Annotated in this window: 17 protein-coding genes; 8 read left to right on the forward strand and 9 right to left on the reverse strand. The window is 70.3% G+C overall.

Annotated elements, in window-relative coordinates:
- The first annotated feature begins 14 nt into the window (after window positions 1-14).
- Window positions 15-623, forward strand: a complete 609-nt coding sequence (gene plsY / locus EOW66_RS06820; RefSeq protein ID WP_128155675.1) for a glycerol-3-phosphate 1-O-acyltransferase PlsY — start codon at window positions 15-17, stop codon at window positions 621-623.
- Between the two features lie 49 nt (window positions 624-672).
- Window positions 673-1,098: a DUF805 domain-containing protein gene (locus EOW66_RS06825; protein WP_128155676.1), complete on the forward strand. Its 426-nt coding sequence runs from the start codon at window positions 673-675 to the stop codon at window positions 1,096-1,098.
- 150 nt (window positions 1,099-1,248) lie between these two features.
- On the opposite strand, the gene EOW66_RS06830 is transcribed toward EOW66_RS06825, so the two are convergent.
- Genes EOW66_RS06830 through EOW66_RS06840 form a run of 3 tightly spaced genes read right to left on the reverse strand, consistent with a single transcriptional unit; the run spans window position 1,249 to window position 3,912 of the window.
- Window positions 1,249-2,619 carry a glutamate--cysteine ligase gene (locus EOW66_RS06830; protein ID WP_128155677.1) on the reverse strand — a complete coding sequence of 457 codons (1,371 nt, stop codon included), beginning with the start codon at window positions 2,617-2,619 and terminating at the stop codon, window positions 1,249-1,251.
- Between the two features lie 46 nt (window positions 2,620-2,665).
- The gene (locus EOW66_RS06835) at window positions 2,666-3,190 is read right to left on the reverse strand and encodes a hypothetical protein (RefSeq protein WP_239017524.1); all 525 of its coding nucleotides are present in this window, start codon (window positions 3,188-3,190) and stop codon (window positions 2,666-2,668) included.
- Complete coding sequence (locus EOW66_RS06840; RefSeq protein ID WP_128155678.1) at window positions 3,187-3,912, reverse strand: 16S rRNA (uracil(1498)-N(3))-methyltransferase; 726 nt, start codon at window positions 3,910-3,912, stop codon at window positions 3,187-3,189. Before EOW66_RS06840 ends, EOW66_RS06835 begins: the two co-directional genes overlap by 4 nt.
- 30 nt (window positions 3,913-3,942) lie before the next feature.
- Here EOW66_RS06840 and ubiA point away from each other — a divergent pair, with 30 nt between their 5' ends.
- The 3 genes from ubiA (at window position 3,943) to EOW66_RS06855 (ending at window position 7,656) form a co-directional block, all read left to right on the forward strand.
- Entirely contained in the window at window positions 3,943-4,893 is a 951-nt protein-coding gene (ubiA, locus tag EOW66_RS06845) for a 4-hydroxybenzoate octaprenyltransferase (RefSeq protein ID WP_239017525.1), read from the forward strand.
- Between the two features lie 61 nt (window positions 4,894-4,954).
- Window positions 4,955-7,306, forward strand: a complete 2,352-nt coding sequence (locus tag EOW66_RS06850; protein WP_128155680.1) for an OmpA family protein — start codon at window positions 4,955-4,957, stop codon at window positions 7,304-7,306.
- 17 nt (window positions 7,307-7,323) lie between these two features.
- Window positions 7,324-7,656: a hypothetical protein gene (locus EOW66_RS06855; protein WP_128155681.1), complete on the forward strand. Its 333-nt coding sequence runs from the start codon at window positions 7,324-7,326 to the stop codon at window positions 7,654-7,656.
- Between the two features lie 144 nt (window positions 7,657-7,800).
- Here the strand turns inward: EOW66_RS06855 and EOW66_RS06860 are convergent, their stop codons facing one another.
- From EOW66_RS06860 to EOW66_RS06885, 6 genes are all read right to left on the reverse strand, one after another.
- Window positions 7,801-8,028 carry a formate dehydrogenase subunit delta gene (locus tag EOW66_RS06860; protein ID WP_128155682.1) on the reverse strand — a complete coding sequence of 76 codons (228 nt, stop codon included), beginning with the start codon at window positions 8,026-8,028 and terminating at the stop codon, window positions 7,801-7,803.
- Window positions 8,025-8,810, reverse strand: a complete 786-nt coding sequence (gene fdhD, locus EOW66_RS06865) for a formate dehydrogenase accessory sulfurtransferase FdhD (protein ID WP_128155683.1) — start codon at window positions 8,808-8,810, stop codon at window positions 8,025-8,027. Before fdhD ends, EOW66_RS06860 begins: the two co-directional genes overlap by 4 nt.
- Window positions 8,807-11,683: a formate dehydrogenase subunit alpha gene (gene fdhF, locus EOW66_RS06870; RefSeq protein ID WP_128155684.1), complete on the reverse strand. Its 2,877-nt coding sequence runs from the start codon at window positions 11,681-11,683 to the stop codon at window positions 8,807-8,809. The genes fdhD and fdhF overlap by 4 nt, the downstream gene beginning before the upstream one ends.
- Complete coding sequence (locus EOW66_RS06875; RefSeq protein WP_128155685.1) at window positions 11,680-13,206, reverse strand: NADH-ubiquinone oxidoreductase-F iron-sulfur binding region domain-containing protein; 1,527 nt, start codon at window positions 13,204-13,206, stop codon at window positions 11,680-11,682. Before EOW66_RS06875 ends, fdhF begins: the two co-directional genes overlap by 4 nt.
- Window positions 13,203-13,655: a formate dehydrogenase subunit gamma gene (locus EOW66_RS06880; RefSeq protein WP_128155686.1), complete on the reverse strand. Its 453-nt coding sequence runs from the start codon at window positions 13,653-13,655 to the stop codon at window positions 13,203-13,205. Before EOW66_RS06880 ends, EOW66_RS06875 begins: the two co-directional genes overlap by 4 nt.
- A gap of 103 nt (window positions 13,656-13,758) precedes the next feature.
- The gene (locus EOW66_RS06885) at window positions 13,759-14,628 is read right to left on the reverse strand and encodes a LysR family transcriptional regulator (RefSeq protein WP_128155687.1); all 870 of its coding nucleotides are present in this window, start codon (window positions 14,626-14,628) and stop codon (window positions 13,759-13,761) included.
- Between the two features lie 158 nt (window positions 14,629-14,786).
- On the opposite strand from EOW66_RS06885, the gene EOW66_RS06890 reads away from it, so the two are divergent.
- The 3 genes from EOW66_RS06890 to EOW66_RS06900 are packed head-to-tail and all read left to right on the forward strand — an operon-like array spanning window position 14,787 to window position 16,740.
- Entirely contained in the window at window positions 14,787-15,605 is an 819-nt protein-coding gene (locus EOW66_RS06890; protein ID WP_128155688.1) for a S49 family peptidase, read from the forward strand.
- 1 nt (window position 15,606) lies between these two features.
- A complete protein-coding gene (locus EOW66_RS06895; RefSeq protein ID WP_128155689.1) occupies window positions 15,607-15,786 on the forward strand; it encodes a hypothetical protein in 180 nt (59 codons plus the stop codon).
- Window positions 15,787-16,740 carry a calcium/sodium antiporter gene (locus tag EOW66_RS06900; RefSeq protein ID WP_128155690.1) on the forward strand — a complete coding sequence of 318 codons (954 nt, stop codon included), beginning with the start codon at window positions 15,787-15,789 and terminating at the stop codon, window positions 16,738-16,740.
- Window positions 16,741-16,746: the final 6 nt, after the last annotated feature.

Raw genomic sequence — 16,746 nt, forward strand, 5'->3', positions numbered from 1 at the left:
GAGGCAGAGCAGTGATGCCTGGAATGGAGAACGGGGCCGCGGTGCTGACCGGGGTGGCGGTGCTGGGCTATCTGCTCGGCGCCATTCCCTTTGGGGTGGTGGTCACCCGGGTGATGGGGCTGGGCGATCTGCGCACGATCGGCTCGGGCAATATCGGCGCAACGAACGTGCTGCGCACCGGGCACAAGGGCGCGGCGCTGGCCACGCTGCTGCTCGATTCGGGCAAGGGTGCGGTGGCGGTGCTGCTCGCACGCCATTTCCTTGACGACACCGCGGCGCAGATCGCCGGCGGCGCGGCCTTCGTCGGCCACCTCTACCCGGTCTGGCTCGGCTTTCGCGGTGGCAAGGGGGTGGCGACCTTCCTCGGCACGCTGATCGCGCTCGCCTGGCCGGTGGGGCTTGCCGCCTGCGCGGTCTGGCTGGTGACCGCGGCGCTCAGCCGGATCTCGTCGCTTTCGGCCCTCGTCTCGGCCGCCACCGCGGTGCCGCTCGCCCTCGCGCTCGGCCACCGCGAGATGATGCTGCTTGTCGCGGCGATGGCGGTGCTGATCTTCTGGCGCCACCGCGCCAATATCCAGCGCCTTGCCCAGGGGCGCGAGCCGCGGATCGGAAAGAAGGGTTGATCCCGACGCACTTCGCGGGCCAGATGCAGGCATCAGCCAGGAGGCCCCGATGGATTTCAAGACCGCCGTTCGCACGTCGCTGACGAAATACGCCACCTTTTCCGGCCGCGCCGCGCGCTCGGAATACTGGTGGTTCGTCCTTTTCGCCTTTCTCGGCCAGATCGTGCTGAGCATCGTCGATTCGATGCTGTTCGGCACCGGCCGCTTCATGCACGGCCCGGGCTATGCGAGCTGGGTCAGCAATGGCGGCCCGCTGAGCACGATCTTCACCCTGGCACTTCTGGTGCCGATGATCGCCGTCGGGGTGCGGCGGTTGCATGACCTCGACAAGTCGGGCTGGTGGCTGCTGATCGCCTTCATCCCGCTCATCGGCGGGCTGATCTTGCTGTTCTTCTTCGTCCAGCCCTCGCAGCCCGGCACCAACCGCTTCGGGCCGCAGCCGGGCAACACCCCGCCGCCGGTGCCGATGGGCTGAGCCGTCGCGGGGGCGCTGCCCCCCGGCTGCATCCGCAGCCTCCCCCCGAGGTATTTGGGGCAAGATGAAACACGCCCATTCATCTTGCCCCAAATACCTCGGGGTGAACTGGCCGCAGGCCAGGAGGGGCAGCGCCCCTCCCTGTCCGTCTCAATAGCTGTAATCGGCGTAGATCTTCGTCAGATCGCCGTTCCAGTCGCCCCTGTAGCGATCGAGCAGCTCGTCGGCCGGCACCTTGCCGGTCTCGATCGATTCCTCGAGCGCGTTGAGGAAATGCGTCTCGTCCGGGATCAGCCCGTTCGCCGAGGGCCGCGCCCGCGCGGCCAGCCCGGCCTTGGCGATCGCCACCACCTCGCGCGCGAGGTCATGAAGCTTCACGCCCCCAGCCTCGCCCTGCAGCGCGTCGCTGGCGGCGGCGCGGCGCAGGCCCTCGCGGGTGGCGTCGTCCCAGCCCTTCACCAGATCCCAGGCGGCATCGAGCGCGCCCTGATCGTACATCAGCCCGACCCAGAGCGCCGGCAGCGCGCACAGCCGCCGCCACGGCCCGCCATCGGCGCCACGCATCTCGATGTATTTCTTCACCCGCGCCTCGGGGAAGACGGTGGTCAGGTGATCGGCCCAGTCGGAGAGCGTCGGCTTCTCGCCCGGCAGCGCCGGCAGCTCGCCCTTCAGGAAGTCGCGGAAGGACTGGCCGAGCGCGTTGATGTACTGGCCGTCGCGGTAGACGAAATACATCGGCACATCGAGCACGTAATCGACATAGCGCTCGTAGCCCGCGCCCTCTTCGAACATGAAGGGCAGCATGCCGGTACGCGCCGGGTCGAGGTTCTGCCAGACATTCGCGCGCCACGACTTGAAGCCGTTCGGCTTGCCGTCGAGGAAGGGCGAGTTCGCGAACAGCGCCGTCGCCACCGGCTGCAGTGCCAGCGCCACGCGCATCTTCTGCACCATGTCCGCCTCGGAGGCGAAGTCGAGGTTCACCTGCACCGTGCAGGTGCGGTACATCATCGTCTTGCCCATCGTGCCGACCTTGTCCATGTAGTCGGTCATCAGCCGGTAGCGGCCCTTCGGCATCATCGGCATCTCGCCCGCGCCCCAGACCGGCGCGGCGCCAAGGCCGATGAACTTCGCCCCGATCCGGTCGGCCACGGCGTGCACCTCGCGCAGGTGTTCGCCGACCTCGGAGCAGGTGTCGTGGATCGTCTCGAGCGGCGCGCCCGACAGTTCGAGCTGCCCGCCCGGTTCCAGGCTGACATTGGCGCCGTTCTGGGTCAGGCCGATGATGTTGCCCTGCTCGAGCACCGGCTCCCAGCCGAAGCCGTCGCGCAGCCCCTCGAGCATCGCCTTGACCGAGCGCGGCCCCGCGTAGGGCAGCGGCGTCAGGCTGTCGGCGAGATAGCCGAACTTCTCGTGCTCGGTGCCGATGCGCCAGTCGGCGCGCGGCTTCTCGCCCGAGGCGATGTATTCGGCGAGCTGCTCGAACCGTTCGATCGGGCCTCCGCCCTGCTGGGGAATGGACATGCAGACGCCTTTTTCTTGCGGAAACCGAGCGCAACAGGTGGCGCTATCAGCGCGCCAAGTCAAGGGAGGCGCGCGCAGGACGGTGCCATAGGCTCTGTGCGGCCACGCGCTGGTCGAGCGCGGCGGCAAGCCGGCCCATGTCGATGCCGGGCAGCGCCGCGAAGGCATCATAGAGCGCCGGGGCCCCCGCGGCGGCGACCGGGATCAGCAGCGCCTGGCCATCGCCCGTCTTCAGCCGCCAGTGCTGCGCACCGCGCAGGGTGAGCAGGCGGATCTCGGCCAGATCGGCGAGCGCGATATACCCGCCCAGCACCGTGCTGCCGGCGCCGAAATAGCCGATCCGTCCCTCGTCGACCTCGACAAGGCCCGGATCGGTCACCACCCGGGCAAAGCGGGCGCGGCGCAGCGCCGTCGCCGCCCAGCCGAGCGCCAGCGCGCACAGGCCGAGCCCGAGCGGACCGAGCAGCCAGCCGCCGAGGGACGCGATCCAGAGCCCGAGCCCGGCCACCCCCGCCGCCGCGAGGGTCTCGCGGTGGCGCAAGAGCGCGGCGCGCAGCTCGGGACGGATCACCGCCAGTCTCCGAGCGCCGATTGCCACAGGGTGATCGCGGCGCAGGCGGCGGTATCGGCGCGCAGGATGCGCGGGCCGAGCGAGACCGGCGTCACGAAGGGCCGCGCCCGCAGCCACGCCCGCTCGGCCTCGGAAAACCCGCCTTCGGGGCCGATCAGGATCGCCCAGGGCCCGGGGACGAGCCCCGCAAGCGTCTCGGCCGTCCCGACCAGGCTTTCGTCCGCCCACAGGATGCGCCGCGCCGGGTCCCAGCCCTCGAGCAGGCGGCGCAGCGGCACGAGGTCGGTGACCTCGGGCACGAAGGTGCCGAGGCATTGCTCGGCCGCCTCGAGCGCATGGGCCTGCAGCCGGTCCTGGCGGATCCGCTGCGAATTGGTGAACTCGGTCGCGACCGGCACGATCCGCGCACAGCCAAGCTCGGCCGCCTTCTCGACGATGAAGTCGGTGCGCTCCTTCTTGATCGGCGCGAAGATCAGCCACAGGTCGGGCGGGTCCAGCTGTGGCGCCGCCTGGCCAAGGCAGCTGAGCGTGCCCCCCTTCTTCGCGGCAGCGACGACCTCGGCGGTCCATTCGCCGTCGCGGCCGTTGAAGAGCGCCACCCGCGCCCCCGGTCCCTCGCGCATCACCGAAAACAGGTAATGCGCCTGCTCGGGCGTCAGGGGCACGGCTTGCCCCGGCCCCAGCGGGTGATCTACACACAGTCTGATCTTGGCGCGGTCCATGCGCGGAAATCTAGGGGAGGCACGGAGCAAATGCCAGAGCTTCACGGCACGGTCGCGGATGCGGTGCGGGGCAACTGGGTGGACCGGCACGCGCCGCCCGCGACGCGGCCCTATCTGCGGCTTGCGCGCGCCGACCGGCCGATCGGCACCTGGCTTCTGCTGATCCCCTGCTGGTGGGGGATTGCACTTGCCGCAGCCGCCGATGCGCCGCGGCTTTCGGACCTGTGGTGGGCGCTCGCCTGCACCGCCGGGGCGTTTTTGATGCGCGGCGCGGGCTGCACCTGGAACGACATCACCGACCGCGACTTCGACGGCTCGGTCGCCCGCACCCGCTCGCGCCCGATCCCCTCGGGGCAGGTCACGGTGAAACAGGCCCTCGCCTTCATGGTGGCGCAGATCGCGCTGTCGGCACTGCTGCTGCTGACCTTCAACGGCGCCGCGATCGTGATCGGCATCGTCGCGCTGGTGCCGGTGGCGATCTATCCCTTCGCCAAGCGCTTCACCTGGTGGCCGCAGGCCTTCCTCGGCATCGCCTTCAACTGGGGCGCGCTGCTCGGCTGGGTCGCCCATACCGGCAGCCTGAGCCCTGCGCCGGTCCTCCTTTATCTCGCGGGGCTGATCTGGACGCTGTTCTACGACACCATCTACGCCCATCAGGACAAGGAGGACGACGCGCTGATCGGGGTGAAATCGACGGCGCGGCTGTTTGGCACCGACACGGTGAAATGGCTCTCGGGCTTCCTTGTGGCCGTGGTGGCGCTGATGACCGCCGCGGTGCTGGCGGCGCTTCTGCCCGCCGGAGCGCCGCCCCTCGTCCTCGCGCTCGCGCTCTGCGCGCCCTGGGGGATGGGCTGGCACATGCTGTGGCTGCTGCGCCAGCTCGACATCGACAACGGCGACACCTGCCTGCGCCTGTTCCGTGCCACCCGCGACACCGGGCTGATTGCTGCGCTGTTTCTCGCCGTTGCCGCAATCGTGTGATTGATCCGCCCGCCCCTGCCCCGTAAGAGATTGCCCACACACCGGAGGAGGCCCCGACTGCATGCGCTTGCGCACCACTCTCCTGACCACCGCCGCCGTCGCTTCCGCGCTCGTGCTCTCCGCCTTCGTCGCCGGCGGCTCGGCCACGATCATCGAGAAGCGCTCGCGCCTGGCGGTGCGCGTCGCGCTTGAAAGCGCGGGCATCAGCTGGGTGCGCACCGAGGCGGACGGGCTGCAGGTGATCTTGCTCGGCACCGCGCCCTCCGAAGCGGCGCGCTTCCGCGCCATCACCATCGCCGGCACCGTGGTCGACAGCGCCCGCATCGTCGACAGCACCGATGTCGAAAGCACCGCGGCCATTGCGCCGCCCCAGTTCTCGCTCGAGATGCTGCGCAACGACGACGGCATCTCGCTGATCGGCCTCGTCCCCGCCGAGACCGACCGCAAGGCGCTGATCGAGGGGCTGCAGGCCGCGCTTGGCGATCAGGGCACGGTCACCGACATGCTCGAACGCGCCGACTATCCGGTGCCCGCAGGCTGGCAGATGGCGCTCGACTTCGCGGTCGAGACGCTGAAGACCCTGCCGCGGGCGAAGATCTCGGTCGATCCGGGTCGGGTCGAGGTGCAGGCGATCACCGACAGCCCGACCGAGAAGGCGCGGATCGAGACCACCCTCGCCCGCCGCCGCCCGGTCGAGCTGAAGCTGACCTCGGACATCTCGGCGCCGCGGCCGGTGATCACCCCCTTCACCCTGCGCTTCCTGATCGACACGGCCGGCCCGCGCTTCGACGCCTGCTCGGCCGACACCACGCGGGCCCGCGACCGCATCCTTGCCGCTGCGCGCGCGGCCGGCGCGACCGGCACGCTGGGCTGCACCGTGGGCATGGGCACGCCCTCGCCGCAATGGGCCGATGCGGTGGTGATGGGGATCAATGCGCTGAAGGAGATCGGCGCCGGCACGATCACCTTCTCGGATGGCGACATCGCGCTTTCGGCCAATGACGGCGCCGACCCCGCCGTCTTCGACAAGGTCGTGGGCGAGCTCGAATCGAACCTGCCCGAGGTGTTCTCGCTCAAGGCCGAGCTGCAGAAGAAGGCCGAAAAGGGCGGCAACCGGCCCGAATTCTCGGCGCTTCTCGGCGAGGACGGCAAGGTCGAGCTGCGCGGCCGGGTGACGAACGCGCTTGGCCGCGAGGCGGTCGAAAGCTTCGCCCGCGCCCGGTTCGGCGCGAAATCGGTCTATGGCGCGACCCGGATCGACGGCGAGCTGCCGCAGGGCTGGCCGGTGCGCACCCTTGCCGCGCTCGAGGCGCTCGACAGCCTCGCCCAGGGCAGCGTGACGGTCACCCCCGACCTCGTCACCGTGACCGGGGTGACCGGCGATGCCCAGGCCTCGGACACGATCTCGCGGGTGCTGACCCGGCATCTCGGCCAGGGCGCGCGGATCGCGCTCGACGTGCGCTACGACCGCCGGCTCGACCCGGTGCTCGGCCTGCCCGACGGGCCCGAATGCGTGACCCGGCTGAACGCCGTTCTGGCCGAGCAGAAGATCAGCTTCGAACCCGGCTCGGCAGTGATCGCGGCCGAGGGCGAGAAGCCGATCGAGGCGCTGGCGAAGGCGATGAAGGATTGCCAGGATTTCCGCATGGAAATCGCCGGCCATACCGACAGCCAGGGCCGCGAGGAGATGAACCAGAAGCTGAGCCAGGACCGGGCGCTCGCGGTGCTGCACGCGCTGCGCGACCGCCGGGTGCTGACCGAGAATCTGGTGGCGAAAGGCTATGGCGAGAGCCAGCCGATCGCCGACAACGGCACCGAGGAGGGGCGCGAGGCGAACCGCCGCATCGAATTCGTGCTGCTCGACGCAAAGCCGGTCGAGACCGAGGGCGCGCCGCTGCCCGCGACCGAGGCCGCCCCGGTCACCGCGCCCGAGGAGCACGCCGCGCAGATCGCTCCCGATGCCGCGGCGGCCGCCCCCGACACCGCCACCGAGGTCCCGGCCGAGGACATGGCGCCCGACTTCTCCCCACTCGACGCGCCGGATTTCTCCGGCAATGAGGGGCCGATGGAGGATGCGACGGGCGAGCCGCTCGCCGGCGTGGGCGAGGAGCCTCCGCCCGCGGCCCTGCCGCCGGCCGAGACCGCCCCGGCGCTGACCCCGGATCCCGCCAAGCCTGCTGAAGCCACTGCGCCGGAAGCGGCAACCGGAGCCACGCCGCCAGCCGTGCCGCCGGCCGAGACCGCCCCGGCGGCTCTGGCCGAACCGGCCGCCGAAAGCACGGCGACGCCCGCGCTGCCGCCCGATGTCGCCGCCGCCCAGGACCCGACGATCGAGATCCCGGTCGCCCCGGCCAAGGATTCGCCCGGCACGCCAAAACCCCGCCCCAAGGGGCTGAAGACCGACCAGAACTGAGGACGCGAGGGACCGCCATGAACAGACCCGAATTCATCTTCGCGACGGCGCTGATCCTGCTCGTCTTCTTCTTCCTCGGCTGGTTCGCCTCCTGGCTGATCCACCGGCTCACCCGGGTGAGCCGGGCCGACATGGGCGAGCTCGAGCAGATGGCGCAGGCGCTGCACGAGGCCGAGGAGACCCGCGACCGCGCCGTCGCCTATGCCGAAAGCCGCGAGGGTGAGCTGACGAACCAGCTGAACCAGGCCGAGGCCGAGCTGCGCGCCGCGATGGACGGGCTGCGCGACGCGCGCCGCGAGGCCGAGGAACTGCGCGACCACATCGAGCGGATGCAGAAGCGGATCGAGTGAAAAAGGGGGCTCCCGCCCCCTCCTTGCCTGCGGCAAGGTCACCCCCGGGAGTATTTCCCCCAAGAAAAAGCCGAAACCCCGGTGCTTTTCCTTGCCGAAATACTCCGGGGGAGTCTTCGGAACGAAGACGGGGGCAGCGCCCCCTCAGCCCGCGACGGGCATGCGCAGGGTGCGGATCAGCGGCCCGGCCTCGGCCAGCAGCGGATGCACGCCTTCCGCCCCGGCCCTGATCTGCGCGATCAGCCCCGCGCGCATCGGCACCGACCAGTTCTCGTTCAGATGTGCGGCAACGGCTGCGGCGCGCTCGCCCGGCTGCACCTCGAAGAAGGTGGCGATCTGGTTCGCCATGCGGATCAGGCGGTCCTCGCTCATGCGGCACTCTCCTCTGCCCCGGCGGGGCCTGTGTATCGGGTGAAACCGTCGCGCCCGCGCGCGATCAGCGCAAGCCCCGCGGCCCCGGCCTCGGCCACGGCCAGCGCGGTCGGCGCGGACGGCGAGATCAGCGCCGCGGCGCCAAGGGTGGCGGCCTTCTGCACCAGATCGACCGAGAGGCGCGAGGTCATCACCACCGCCCCGCCTTCGGTCGCGATGCCCGCGAGCGCGAGCGCGCCGGCGAGCTTGTCGAGCGCATTGTGCCGGCCGACGTCCTCGCGCAGAGCGATCAGCCCCCCGGCCTCGGTCCAGAAGCCCGCGGCATGGACGGCGCGGGTCGCATCCTGCAGCGCCTGCGCGGCGCGCAGATCGTCAAGCGCCCGGATCGCCTGTGCAGGCCCCGGCGCCGCACGCATCGGCCGCGCCGGCAGCTGCCGCAGTGCCTGATCGAGACTGTCGAGCCCGCACAGCCCGCAGCCCACCGGCCCCGCCATCGCGCGGCGCCGCGCGGCGAAACGGGCGCCCGCGGGCGCGGCAAGCCAGGCCCGCGCCTCGATCCCGCGCGGCTGCGCGACGATCTCGGTCCGGATGATCTCGGCCGGGCTGTCGATCAGCCCTTCGGCCAGCGCAAAACCCAGAACGAAGTCCTCAAGGTCTGCGGGCGTCGCCATCATCACCGCCTGCGTCGCACCGTCATAGACGAGCGCCACCGGCACCTCCTCGGCCAGCACCTCGGTGCCGGCCGGGACGGGAACGCGCGTGGCGCCCGCAGGCAGGCTCATTCCGCGGCCTCGATCCGGCGCGCAGCCTCGCTCAGCGCCTCGTAGCCCTCCTGCCAGTCCGAGGGCCCGTTCGAGCGCCCCACCTGCACCGCCGTCACCTTGTATTCCGGGCAATTCGTCGCCCAGTCGGAATTGTCGGTGGTGACGACATTCGCCTGCGTCGTCGGGTGGTGGAAGGTGGTGTAGACGACGCCGGGCGAAACGCGCGTGGTCAGCGTCGCGCGCAAGGTGGTCTCGCCGGCGCGGCTGGCCAGCCGGACCCAGTCGCCGTCCTTGATGCCGCGCATCTCGGCGTCATGGGGATGGATCTCCAGCCGGTCCTCGGCGTGCCACACCACGTTCTCGGTGCGCCGGGTCTGGGCGCCGACGTTGTACTGGCTGAGGATCCGGCCGGTGGTCAGCAGCAGCGGGAAGCGCGGCCCGGTGCGCTCGTCGGTCGGCACATAGGCGGTGCGGATGAACCGGCCCTTGCCGCGCACGAAGCCCTCGACATGCATGATCGGCGAGCCCTCGGGCGCCGTGTCGTTGCACGGCCATTGCACCGAGCCGCGTTCGTCCAGCATCTCGTAGGTGACGCCGGCAAAGCCCGGGGTGGTTTCGGCGATCTCGGCCATGATCTCCCGCGGGTGGGTATAGCTCCAGCCCGCACCCATGGCGTTCGCCAGAAGCTGCGTCACCTCCCAGTCGGCATAGCCCGCCTTCGGCGCCATCACCCGGCGCACCGGGTTGATCCGGCGCTCGGCATTGGTGAAGGTGCCGTCCTTCTCGAGGAAGGTCGAGCCGGGCAGGAAGACATGGGCGTAATTCGCGGTCTCGTTCAGGAAGAGATCGTGCACGATGACGCAGTCCATCGCCGCAAGGCCCGCCGAGACGTGGCGGGTGTCGGGATCGGATTGCAGGATGTCCTCGCCCTGGACGTAAAGCCCCCTGAACTGCCCGGCCACCGCGGCGTCGAGCATGTTCGGGATCCGCAGCCCGGGTTCGGGATCGAGCGCCACGCCCCAGGCCTTCTCGAAGATCGCCCGCGCGGTGTCGTCCGAGACATGACGATAGCCCGGCAGCTCGTGCGGGAAGCTGCCCATGTCGCAGCTGCCTTGCACGTTGTTCTGCCCGCGCAGCGGGTTCACGCCCACGCCCTCGCGACCGATATTGCCGGTCATCATCGCGAGGTTGGCGATGGCGATGACGGTGGTCGAGCCCTGCGAATGTTCGGTCACGCCGAGGCCGTAATAGATCGCCGCATTGGGCGCGGCGGCATAGGCGCGCGCGGCGTCGCGGATCGTCGCCGCGGGCACGCCGGTCAGCGCCTCGACCGCCTCGGGGGCATAGTCGGGGTTCGCGACGAATTCAGCGTAATCGGCCCATTCATCGAGATCGCAACGCTCGGCGATGAAGGTGTCATCGGTCAGATGCTCGGTCACGATCACATGCGCCATCGCGGTCAGCACCGCGACATTGGTGCCCGGGCGCAGCGGCAGGTGCCAGCTTTGGCCGAGATGCGCGGTGTCGAGCAGGTCGATCCGGCGCGGGTCGATGACGATCAGCTTCGCCCCCGCGCGCAGCCGCTTGCGCAGCCGCGAGCCGAAGACCGGGTGGCCGTCGGTCGGGTTCGCGCCGATGATCAGCGCAAGGTCGGTCTTCTCGACCGAGTCGAAATCCTGGGTGCCGGCCGAGGTGCCGAAGGTCTGCTTCAGCCCGTAGCCGGTGGGCGAGTGGCAGACCCGGGCGCAGGTGTCGGTGTTGTTGGTGCCGAAGACCGCGCGGGCCAGCTTTTGCACCAGGAAGGTTTCCTCGTTGGTGCAGCGCGACGAGGTGATGACCCCGACCGCATCCTTGCCATGCGCCGCCTGGATCGCGCGCAGGCGGGTCGCGGCGAAGCTCAGCGCCTCGTCCCAGCTCACCTCGCGCCAGGGGTCAGTGATGCGCTCGCGCACCATCGGCTTCAGGATCCGGTCGCGGTGCGTGGCATAGCCCCAGGCGAAGCGGCCCTTCACGCAGGAATGGCCGCGGTTCGCCTTGCCGCCCTTCCAGGGCACCATCCGCACCAGTTCCTCGCCGCGCATCTCGGCCTTGAAGGCGCAGCCGACGCCGCAATAGGCGCAGGTGGTGATGACCGATCGTTCCGGCGTGCCGATCTCCTCGACCGATTTCTCGACCAGCGTCGCGGTCGGGCAGGCCTGCACGCAGGCGCCGCAGCTGACGCAGTCGGAGGACAGGAAATCGGGCGCGGCGGGCGAGATCCGGGCGTCGAAGCCGCGCCCCTCGATGGTCAGCGCGAAAGTGCCCTGCACCTCCTCGCAGGCCCGCACGCAGCGCATGCAGACGATGCACTTCGCCGGGTCATAGCTGAAATACGGGTTCGAGACGTCCTTCGCGATGTAACGCGGGTTCGCCTCGCCGTTCGCGCGCACCTCGAAATGGTTCTCGCCCCTGGCATAACGCACCTCGCGCAGGCCGACGGCACCGGCCATGTCCTGCAACTCGCAATCGCCGTTCGCGGCGCAGGTCAGGCAGTCGAGCGGGTGGTCGGAGATGTAGAGCTCCATCACCCCGCGGCGCAGTTTCGCCAGTTGTGCGGTCTGGGTGTGGACCTGCATCCCCTCACTGACCGGCGTGGTGCAGGAGGCCGGCGTGCCGCGCATGCCGTCGATCTCGACCATGCACAGCCGGCACGAGCCGATCGGCTCGAGGCTGTCGGTGGCGCAAAGCTTCGGGATGGTGATCCCGGCCTCGGCCGCGGCGCGCATCACCGAGGTGCCCGCGGGCACGGTGACGGCCACGCCGTCGATCAGCAGATGCACCGGCTTGCCCGCGCGCGCGGGCGTGCCCATGTCCTTCGTCCAGCCGGGTTCGGGGATGATGAAGTCCTTCATTCTGCCGCCTCCCGGACAGGGGTGAATTCCTCGGGGAAATGTCGCAGCGCGCTTTGCACCGGGTAGGGGGTGAAGCCGCCAAGGGCGCAGAGCGAGCCGGTCTTCATCAGCTCGCACAGGTCATCGAGCAGGGCGAGCGCCGCGCCGTCGCCCGCCGCGATACGGTCGAGCGTCTCGATGCCGCGCACCGCGCCGATCCGGCAGGGCGTGCACTTGCCGCAGCTTTCGACAGCGCAGAATTCCATCGCGAAACGGGCAAGTGCCATCATGTCGGCCGTGTCGTCATGCACGACAAGCCCGGCGTGGCCGACCAGCCCCTTCTGCTCGGCGAAACATTCGTAGCAGAAGGCCAGCTCGAAGTCCGACACCGGGTGATAGGCACCGAGCGGGCCGCCCACCTGCACCGCCTTCACCGGCCTCCCCGAGGCCGTGCCGCCCGCGATGTCATTGACGATTTCACCCAATGTGATGCCGAAACCGGTCTCGAACAGGCCACCGAATTGCACATTTCCTGCAATCTGCAGCGGAATGGTGCCGCGCGAGCGACCGATGCCGATGGCGCTGTAGGCCTCGGGCCCCTCGGCCATGATCCACGGCACGGCGGCGAGCGAGAGCACGTTGTTGACCACCGTCGGCGCGGCCATGAAGCCCTGAAGCGCCGGCAGCGGCGGCTTCGCGCGCACCACGCCGCGCTTGCCCTCGAGGCTGTTCAGCAGCGAGGTCTCCTCGCCGCAGACATAGGCGCCCGCGCCCTCGCGGATCTCGATGTGGAAGGCGTGGCCGGTGCCCAGCACGGCGTCCCCGATCACCCCCGCCGCGGTCGCGATCCCGACCGCGCGGCGCATCACCGCGATCGCGTCGGGATATTCCGAGCGGATGTAGACGAAACCCTGCGTCGCGCCGGTGGCGAGGGCGGCAATCGCCATCCCCTCGATCAGGCAGAACGGATCGCCCTCCATCAGCATGCGGTCGGCGAACGAGCCGCTGTCGCCCTCGTCGGCATTGCACACGATGTATTTCTTCGGCGCGCGGGCAAGCTGCACGGTGCGCCACTTGATCCCGGTCGGGAAGCCCGCGCCGCCGCGTCCGCGCAGCCCCGAGGTGACGATGTCGTCAATGATCTCCTCGGGCTTCTTCGCCAGCGCCGCGCGCAGCCCCGCAAGCCCGCCGCCCGCCTCGTACTCGGACAGGCTGAGCGGGTCGGTGCGGCCGCAGCGGGCGAAGGTCAGCCGGGTCTGGCGCTTGAAGAAGGGGATTTCCTCGGTCGGGCCAAGCGCCTTCGGATGCTTCGCGGGCGCCGCGAACAGCGCGGCCACGTCGGCCACGGTCATCGGGCCGAAGCCAAGCCGGCCCTCGGGCGCCTCGACCTCGACCAGCGGCTCGAGCCAGACCATGCCGCGCGTGCCGTTGCGGATGATCTCGACCGGAATGCCGCGCCGCGCCGCCTCGGCCGCGATCGCCGCCGCCACCGCATCCGCGCCGCAGGCCTTGGCCGCCGCATCTGCCGGAACCCAGAACCTCATGCCCGCATCTCCTCGGCCAGCGCCTCGACCGCGGCGGCATCAAGCCGCCCCACCAGCCGCCCGTCGACCTGCGCCGCCGGCGCACAGGCACAGAGCCCGAGGCAATAGACCGCCTCGAAGGTGATGCCGTCCTTGGTCTCGCCGATCTTCTGGCCGAGCGCGCGCTCGAGCCGCGCCTGCAGCGCGACGCCACCCATCGCCTGACAGGCCTCGGCCCGGCACAGCTTCAGCACATGGCGCCCGGCGGGCTGGCGGCGGAAGTCGTGGTAGAAGCCAATCACCCCCGCCACCTCGGCCCGGCTGAGCCGCAGCGCCGTGGCAATCGGGTCAAGCGCCGTCTCGGGGATGAAGCCGAACTCCGCCTGCACGTCATGCAGAATCGGCAGCAGCGCGCCCTCGCGCTCGGCATGGGAAGCGACGATCTCGCTCAGTCGCGCCGTGTCGGTCATGGCTCTCCTCCCTCAGGTCAGGGCCGGTTGGCTTATCGCCCGATACCGCAGCGCGATAGACCGATCAACATCGAGACCCCCGTCAACCGATAGACAATGTCTATCAATCCGCGACCCGTTCAGCCTCTTCCAGCAGCGCGCGCAGGCTCGGCGTGCGGATCGCGCGATGGCCGACGACAAGACCCACGGCATGGCCCGCCTCGGGCGCGGTCAGCGGCCGCGCGACACAGCCCGCAGGCAGCGCAGAGCCCTCGCTCAGCGCTTCGGCGAGGATCGCGGCCCAGCTGCCGGTCGCGACATGCGACAGAAGCGCAAGCGTCGAGTTCGACTCGACCCGCGGCGCCACCTCGACCCCGGCCGCGGCCAGATGCGCGTCGATCAGCCGGCGGTTCTGCATGTCGGGGGTGAGCAGGCACAGCGGCCGGGTCGCGACCTCGGCCCAGCGCAGCGGCCCGGTCTCGCTGCCGCGCTCGACCAGCCGGTAGCGCTCGACCCAGAGGGCCACGGCATCGAGCCGCCCGGGCTCCGCCCCCTCGAGATAGGTGATCCCGGCATCGAGCGCCTGCGCCGCGATCCCCTCGCGGATCTCGGCCGAGCTGCGCGACAGAAGCGTCACCCGCGCGGCGCGGTTGCGCGCCAGAAACGGCCCGGTCAGCCGCGCCACCCGCGGCAGCGCGGTGGGAATGACGCCGATGCGCAGATGCCCCGCCACGCCAAAGCGCGCCTCGCGCATCTCGTCCTGCATCGCGCGCGCCTCGCCGACGATGCGGCGGGCATGGTCGAGCACCCGCTGCCCCTCGGGCGTCAGCCCCTGAAACCGCGCGCCACGCAGCACCAGCTGCACGCCGAGGCTGTCCTCGAGCGAACGGATGGCCGAGCTGAGCGTCGGCTGCGTCACACCATAGACGGCCGCCGCGCGACCGAAATGGCCCTCGCGCGCCAGCACCATGAACATTTCGAGCTTGTCGATCATCGCGCCACGCTAGCCGCCCGCGCGGCCCCGCGCCAGTGCCCGCGCCGCCGCTTTCCCGGGCAGGCCCGGCCGGTGGCGGGGAAATGTGGCGGGGAAATTCGGGGAAACCCTCCCACCGCGGCTTGTTCACGCGATTGTGCCCCCCTACATCGAGGCACATGGACCTTGCCCGCCTTTTCCTGCGCCGCCGCGCGCCCCGTGTCGCCCTGATCCGCCTGCAAGGCGCGATCGGCATCAGCCGCCCCGGATCGCCGGGCCTGTCGGACGCGGCGCTTGCGCCGGTGATCGAGCGCGCCTTTCGCAAGGGCAAACCGGCTGCCGTGGCGCTGGTGGTCAACTCGCCCGGCGGCTCGCCGGTGCAAAGCTCGCTCATCGCGGCGCGGATCCGGCGGCTGGCCGACGAGACTGGCGTGCCGGTCTATGCCTTCGTCGAGGATGTGGCGGCCTCGGGCGGCTATTGGCTGGCCTGCGCGGCCGATGACATCTGGGCAGACGAGACCTCGGTCGTGGGCTCGATCGGGGTGATCTCGTCGGGCTTCGGCCTTGACGGGCTGATCGCGAAACACGGGATCGAGCGGCGGGTGCACACCGCAGGCGGCTCGAAAAGCTTCCTCGACCCGTTCCGTCCGGAAAAGCCCGAGGACATCGCCCGGCTGACCCGGCTGCTCGAGGACATGCACCGCGCCTTCAAGGCCCATGTCATCGCGCGGCGCGGCACCCGGCTGAGCGGCGAGGACCTGTTCACCGGCGAGATCTGGACCGGCGCACAGGCCGTCGCCACCGGGCTCATCGACGGCACCGCCCATGCCGTGCCGAAGCTGAAGGCGCTCTACGGTGACAAGGTGCGGATCGTGCCGGTGAACGGGCCGCGCCGGTCCTGGCTGCGGCTGCCGGGCACGGGGCTTGGCGCCGAGGTCGCGGGCGCCCTGCTCGACACCGCCGAGGAGCGCGCACTCTGGGCACGTTACGGGCTGTGAGATGCTGATCAAGGGCATGACGCTTTTCCTCGTGGCGATGGCGGTGCTCGCCATCTTCGGCAAGCTGCGGCTGCCGGGCGGGAAGGCGCGGCGGCTGGCGGGGCGCTGCCCGGCCTGCGGCCGGCCGAAGATCGGGCCGGGGCCCTGCCCCTGTGGACGAAACGCAAAGAAGGGGGCCTGAGTGCTCATTGATCTGCTGAAGATCCTGGCCGGTCTCGGCCTGCTGGTGGTGGCCGGCGACCTTCTGGTGAAGGGCGCGGTGAACCTGGCGCTGCGGCTTGGCATTCCGGCGCTGATCGTCGGGCTGACGGTCGTCGCCTTCGGCACCTCGGCGCCCGAGATGATGGTCTCGGTCGCCGCCGTGCTCGACCACAACCCGGGCATCGCGCTTGGCAACGTGGTCGGCTCGAACACCGCCAACATCCTGCTGGTGCTGGGCATCCCGGCGATCATCTCGATGATCCGCACCGACGCCACAGACACCCGCGAGAGCTATTTCATCATGCTCGGCGCCTCGGTGCTGTTCATTCTGGTCTGTTTCATGGGGCCGATCCGCTGGCCACATGCCGCACTGCTGCTCGCCACACTCGCGGTGATCCTGTTCCGGCAGGGGCGCCAGGCGCTTGCCCATCGCGCCAGCCGCTCCGAGGAAGAGATCGAGGGCGTCGATGTCGACATGAGCCTGACCAAGGTCGCGCTCTTCATCGCGATCGGCCTCGTCGGCCTGCCCTTCGGCGCCGATTTCCTGGTCGACGGGGCAAGCTCGATCGCCCGCGCCGCGGGCATTCCCGACACGGTGATCGGCCTCACCCTCGTCGCCATCGGCACCTCGCTGCCCGAGCTCGCCACCTCGGTCACCGCCGCGGTGAAGGGGCGCGCCGATGTCGCGCTTGGCAATGTCATCGGCTCGAACATCTTCAACCTGCTGGGCATCATCGGCGTCGCCGGCTTCTTTGGCCAGCTCGACGTGCCGGGGCCGATGCTGCGGCTCGACCTGTGGGTGATGCTGGGCGCGACGCTGCTGATCGCCCCCTTCATCCTGCACCGCTGGCCCTTCACCCGGCTGGTGGGCGTGGGCTTCACCCTGATCTACGCCACCTATGTGGTGGTGCTGATGACCGCCCATGCGGGCTGAGGAGGA

The organism is Paenirhodobacter huangdaonensis, from assembly GCF_004022465.1.
GTDB classification, from domain to species: domain Bacteria; phylum Pseudomonadota; class Alphaproteobacteria; order Rhodobacterales; family Rhodobacteraceae; genus Rhodobacter; species Rhodobacter huangdaonensis.

What these genes read in the sequence shown, in the direction of transcription:
- EOW66_RS06880 (WP_128155686.1), bottom strand. Translation starts at nt 13,655, where the DNA reads ATGACCGACACGGCGCGACTGAGCGAGATCGTCGCTTCCCATGCCGAG.
- fdhF (WP_128155684.1), bottom strand. Translation starts at nt 11,683, where the DNA reads ATGAAGGACTTCATCATCCCCGAACCCGGCTGGACGAAGGACATGGGC.
- EOW66_RS06855 (WP_128155681.1), top strand. Translation starts at nt 7,324, where the DNA reads ATGAACAGACCCGAATTCATCTTCGCGACGGCGCTGATCCTGCTCGTC.
- EOW66_RS06825 (WP_128155676.1), top strand. Translation starts at nt 673, where the DNA reads ATGGATTTCAAGACCGCCGTTCGCACGTCGCTGACGAAATACGCCACC.
- EOW66_RS06830 (WP_128155677.1), bottom strand. Translation starts at nt 2,619, where the DNA reads ATGTCCATTCCCCAGCAGGGCGGAGGCCCGATCGAACGGTTCGAGCAG.
- plsY (WP_128155675.1), top strand. Translation starts at nt 15, where the DNA reads ATGCCTGGAATGGAGAACGGGGCCGCGGTGCTGACCGGGGTGGCGGTG.
- EOW66_RS06895 (WP_128155689.1), top strand. Translation starts at nt 15,607, where the DNA reads ATGCTGATCAAGGGCATGACGCTTTTCCTCGTGGCGATGGCGGTGCTC.
- fdhD (WP_128155683.1), bottom strand. Translation starts at nt 8,810, where the DNA reads ATGAGCCTGCCTGCGGGCGCCACGCGCGTTCCCGTCCCGGCCGGCACC.
- EOW66_RS06860 (WP_128155682.1), bottom strand. Translation starts at nt 8,028, where the DNA reads ATGAGCGAGGACCGCCTGATCCGCATGGCGAACCAGATCGCCACCTTC.
- EOW66_RS06885 (WP_128155687.1), bottom strand. Translation starts at nt 14,628, where the DNA reads ATGATCGACAAGCTCGAAATGTTCATGGTGCTGGCGCGCGAGGGCCAT.
- EOW66_RS06850 (WP_128155680.1), top strand. Translation starts at nt 4,955, where the DNA reads ATGCGCTTGCGCACCACTCTCCTGACCACCGCCGCCGTCGCTTCCGCG.
- EOW66_RS06875 (WP_128155685.1), bottom strand. Translation starts at nt 13,206, where the DNA reads ATGAGGTTCTGGGTTCCGGCAGATGCGGCGGCCAAGGCCTGCGGCGCG.
- ubiA (WP_239017525.1), top strand. Translation starts at nt 3,943, where the DNA reads ATGCCAGAGCTTCACGGCACGGTCGCGGATGCGGTGCGGGGCAACTGG.
- EOW66_RS06840 (WP_128155678.1), bottom strand. Translation starts at nt 3,912, where the DNA reads ATGGACCGCGCCAAGATCAGACTGTGTGTAGATCACCCGCTGGGGCCG.
- EOW66_RS06890 (WP_128155688.1), top strand. Translation starts at nt 14,787, where the DNA reads ATGGACCTTGCCCGCCTTTTCCTGCGCCGCCGCGCGCCCCGTGTCGCC.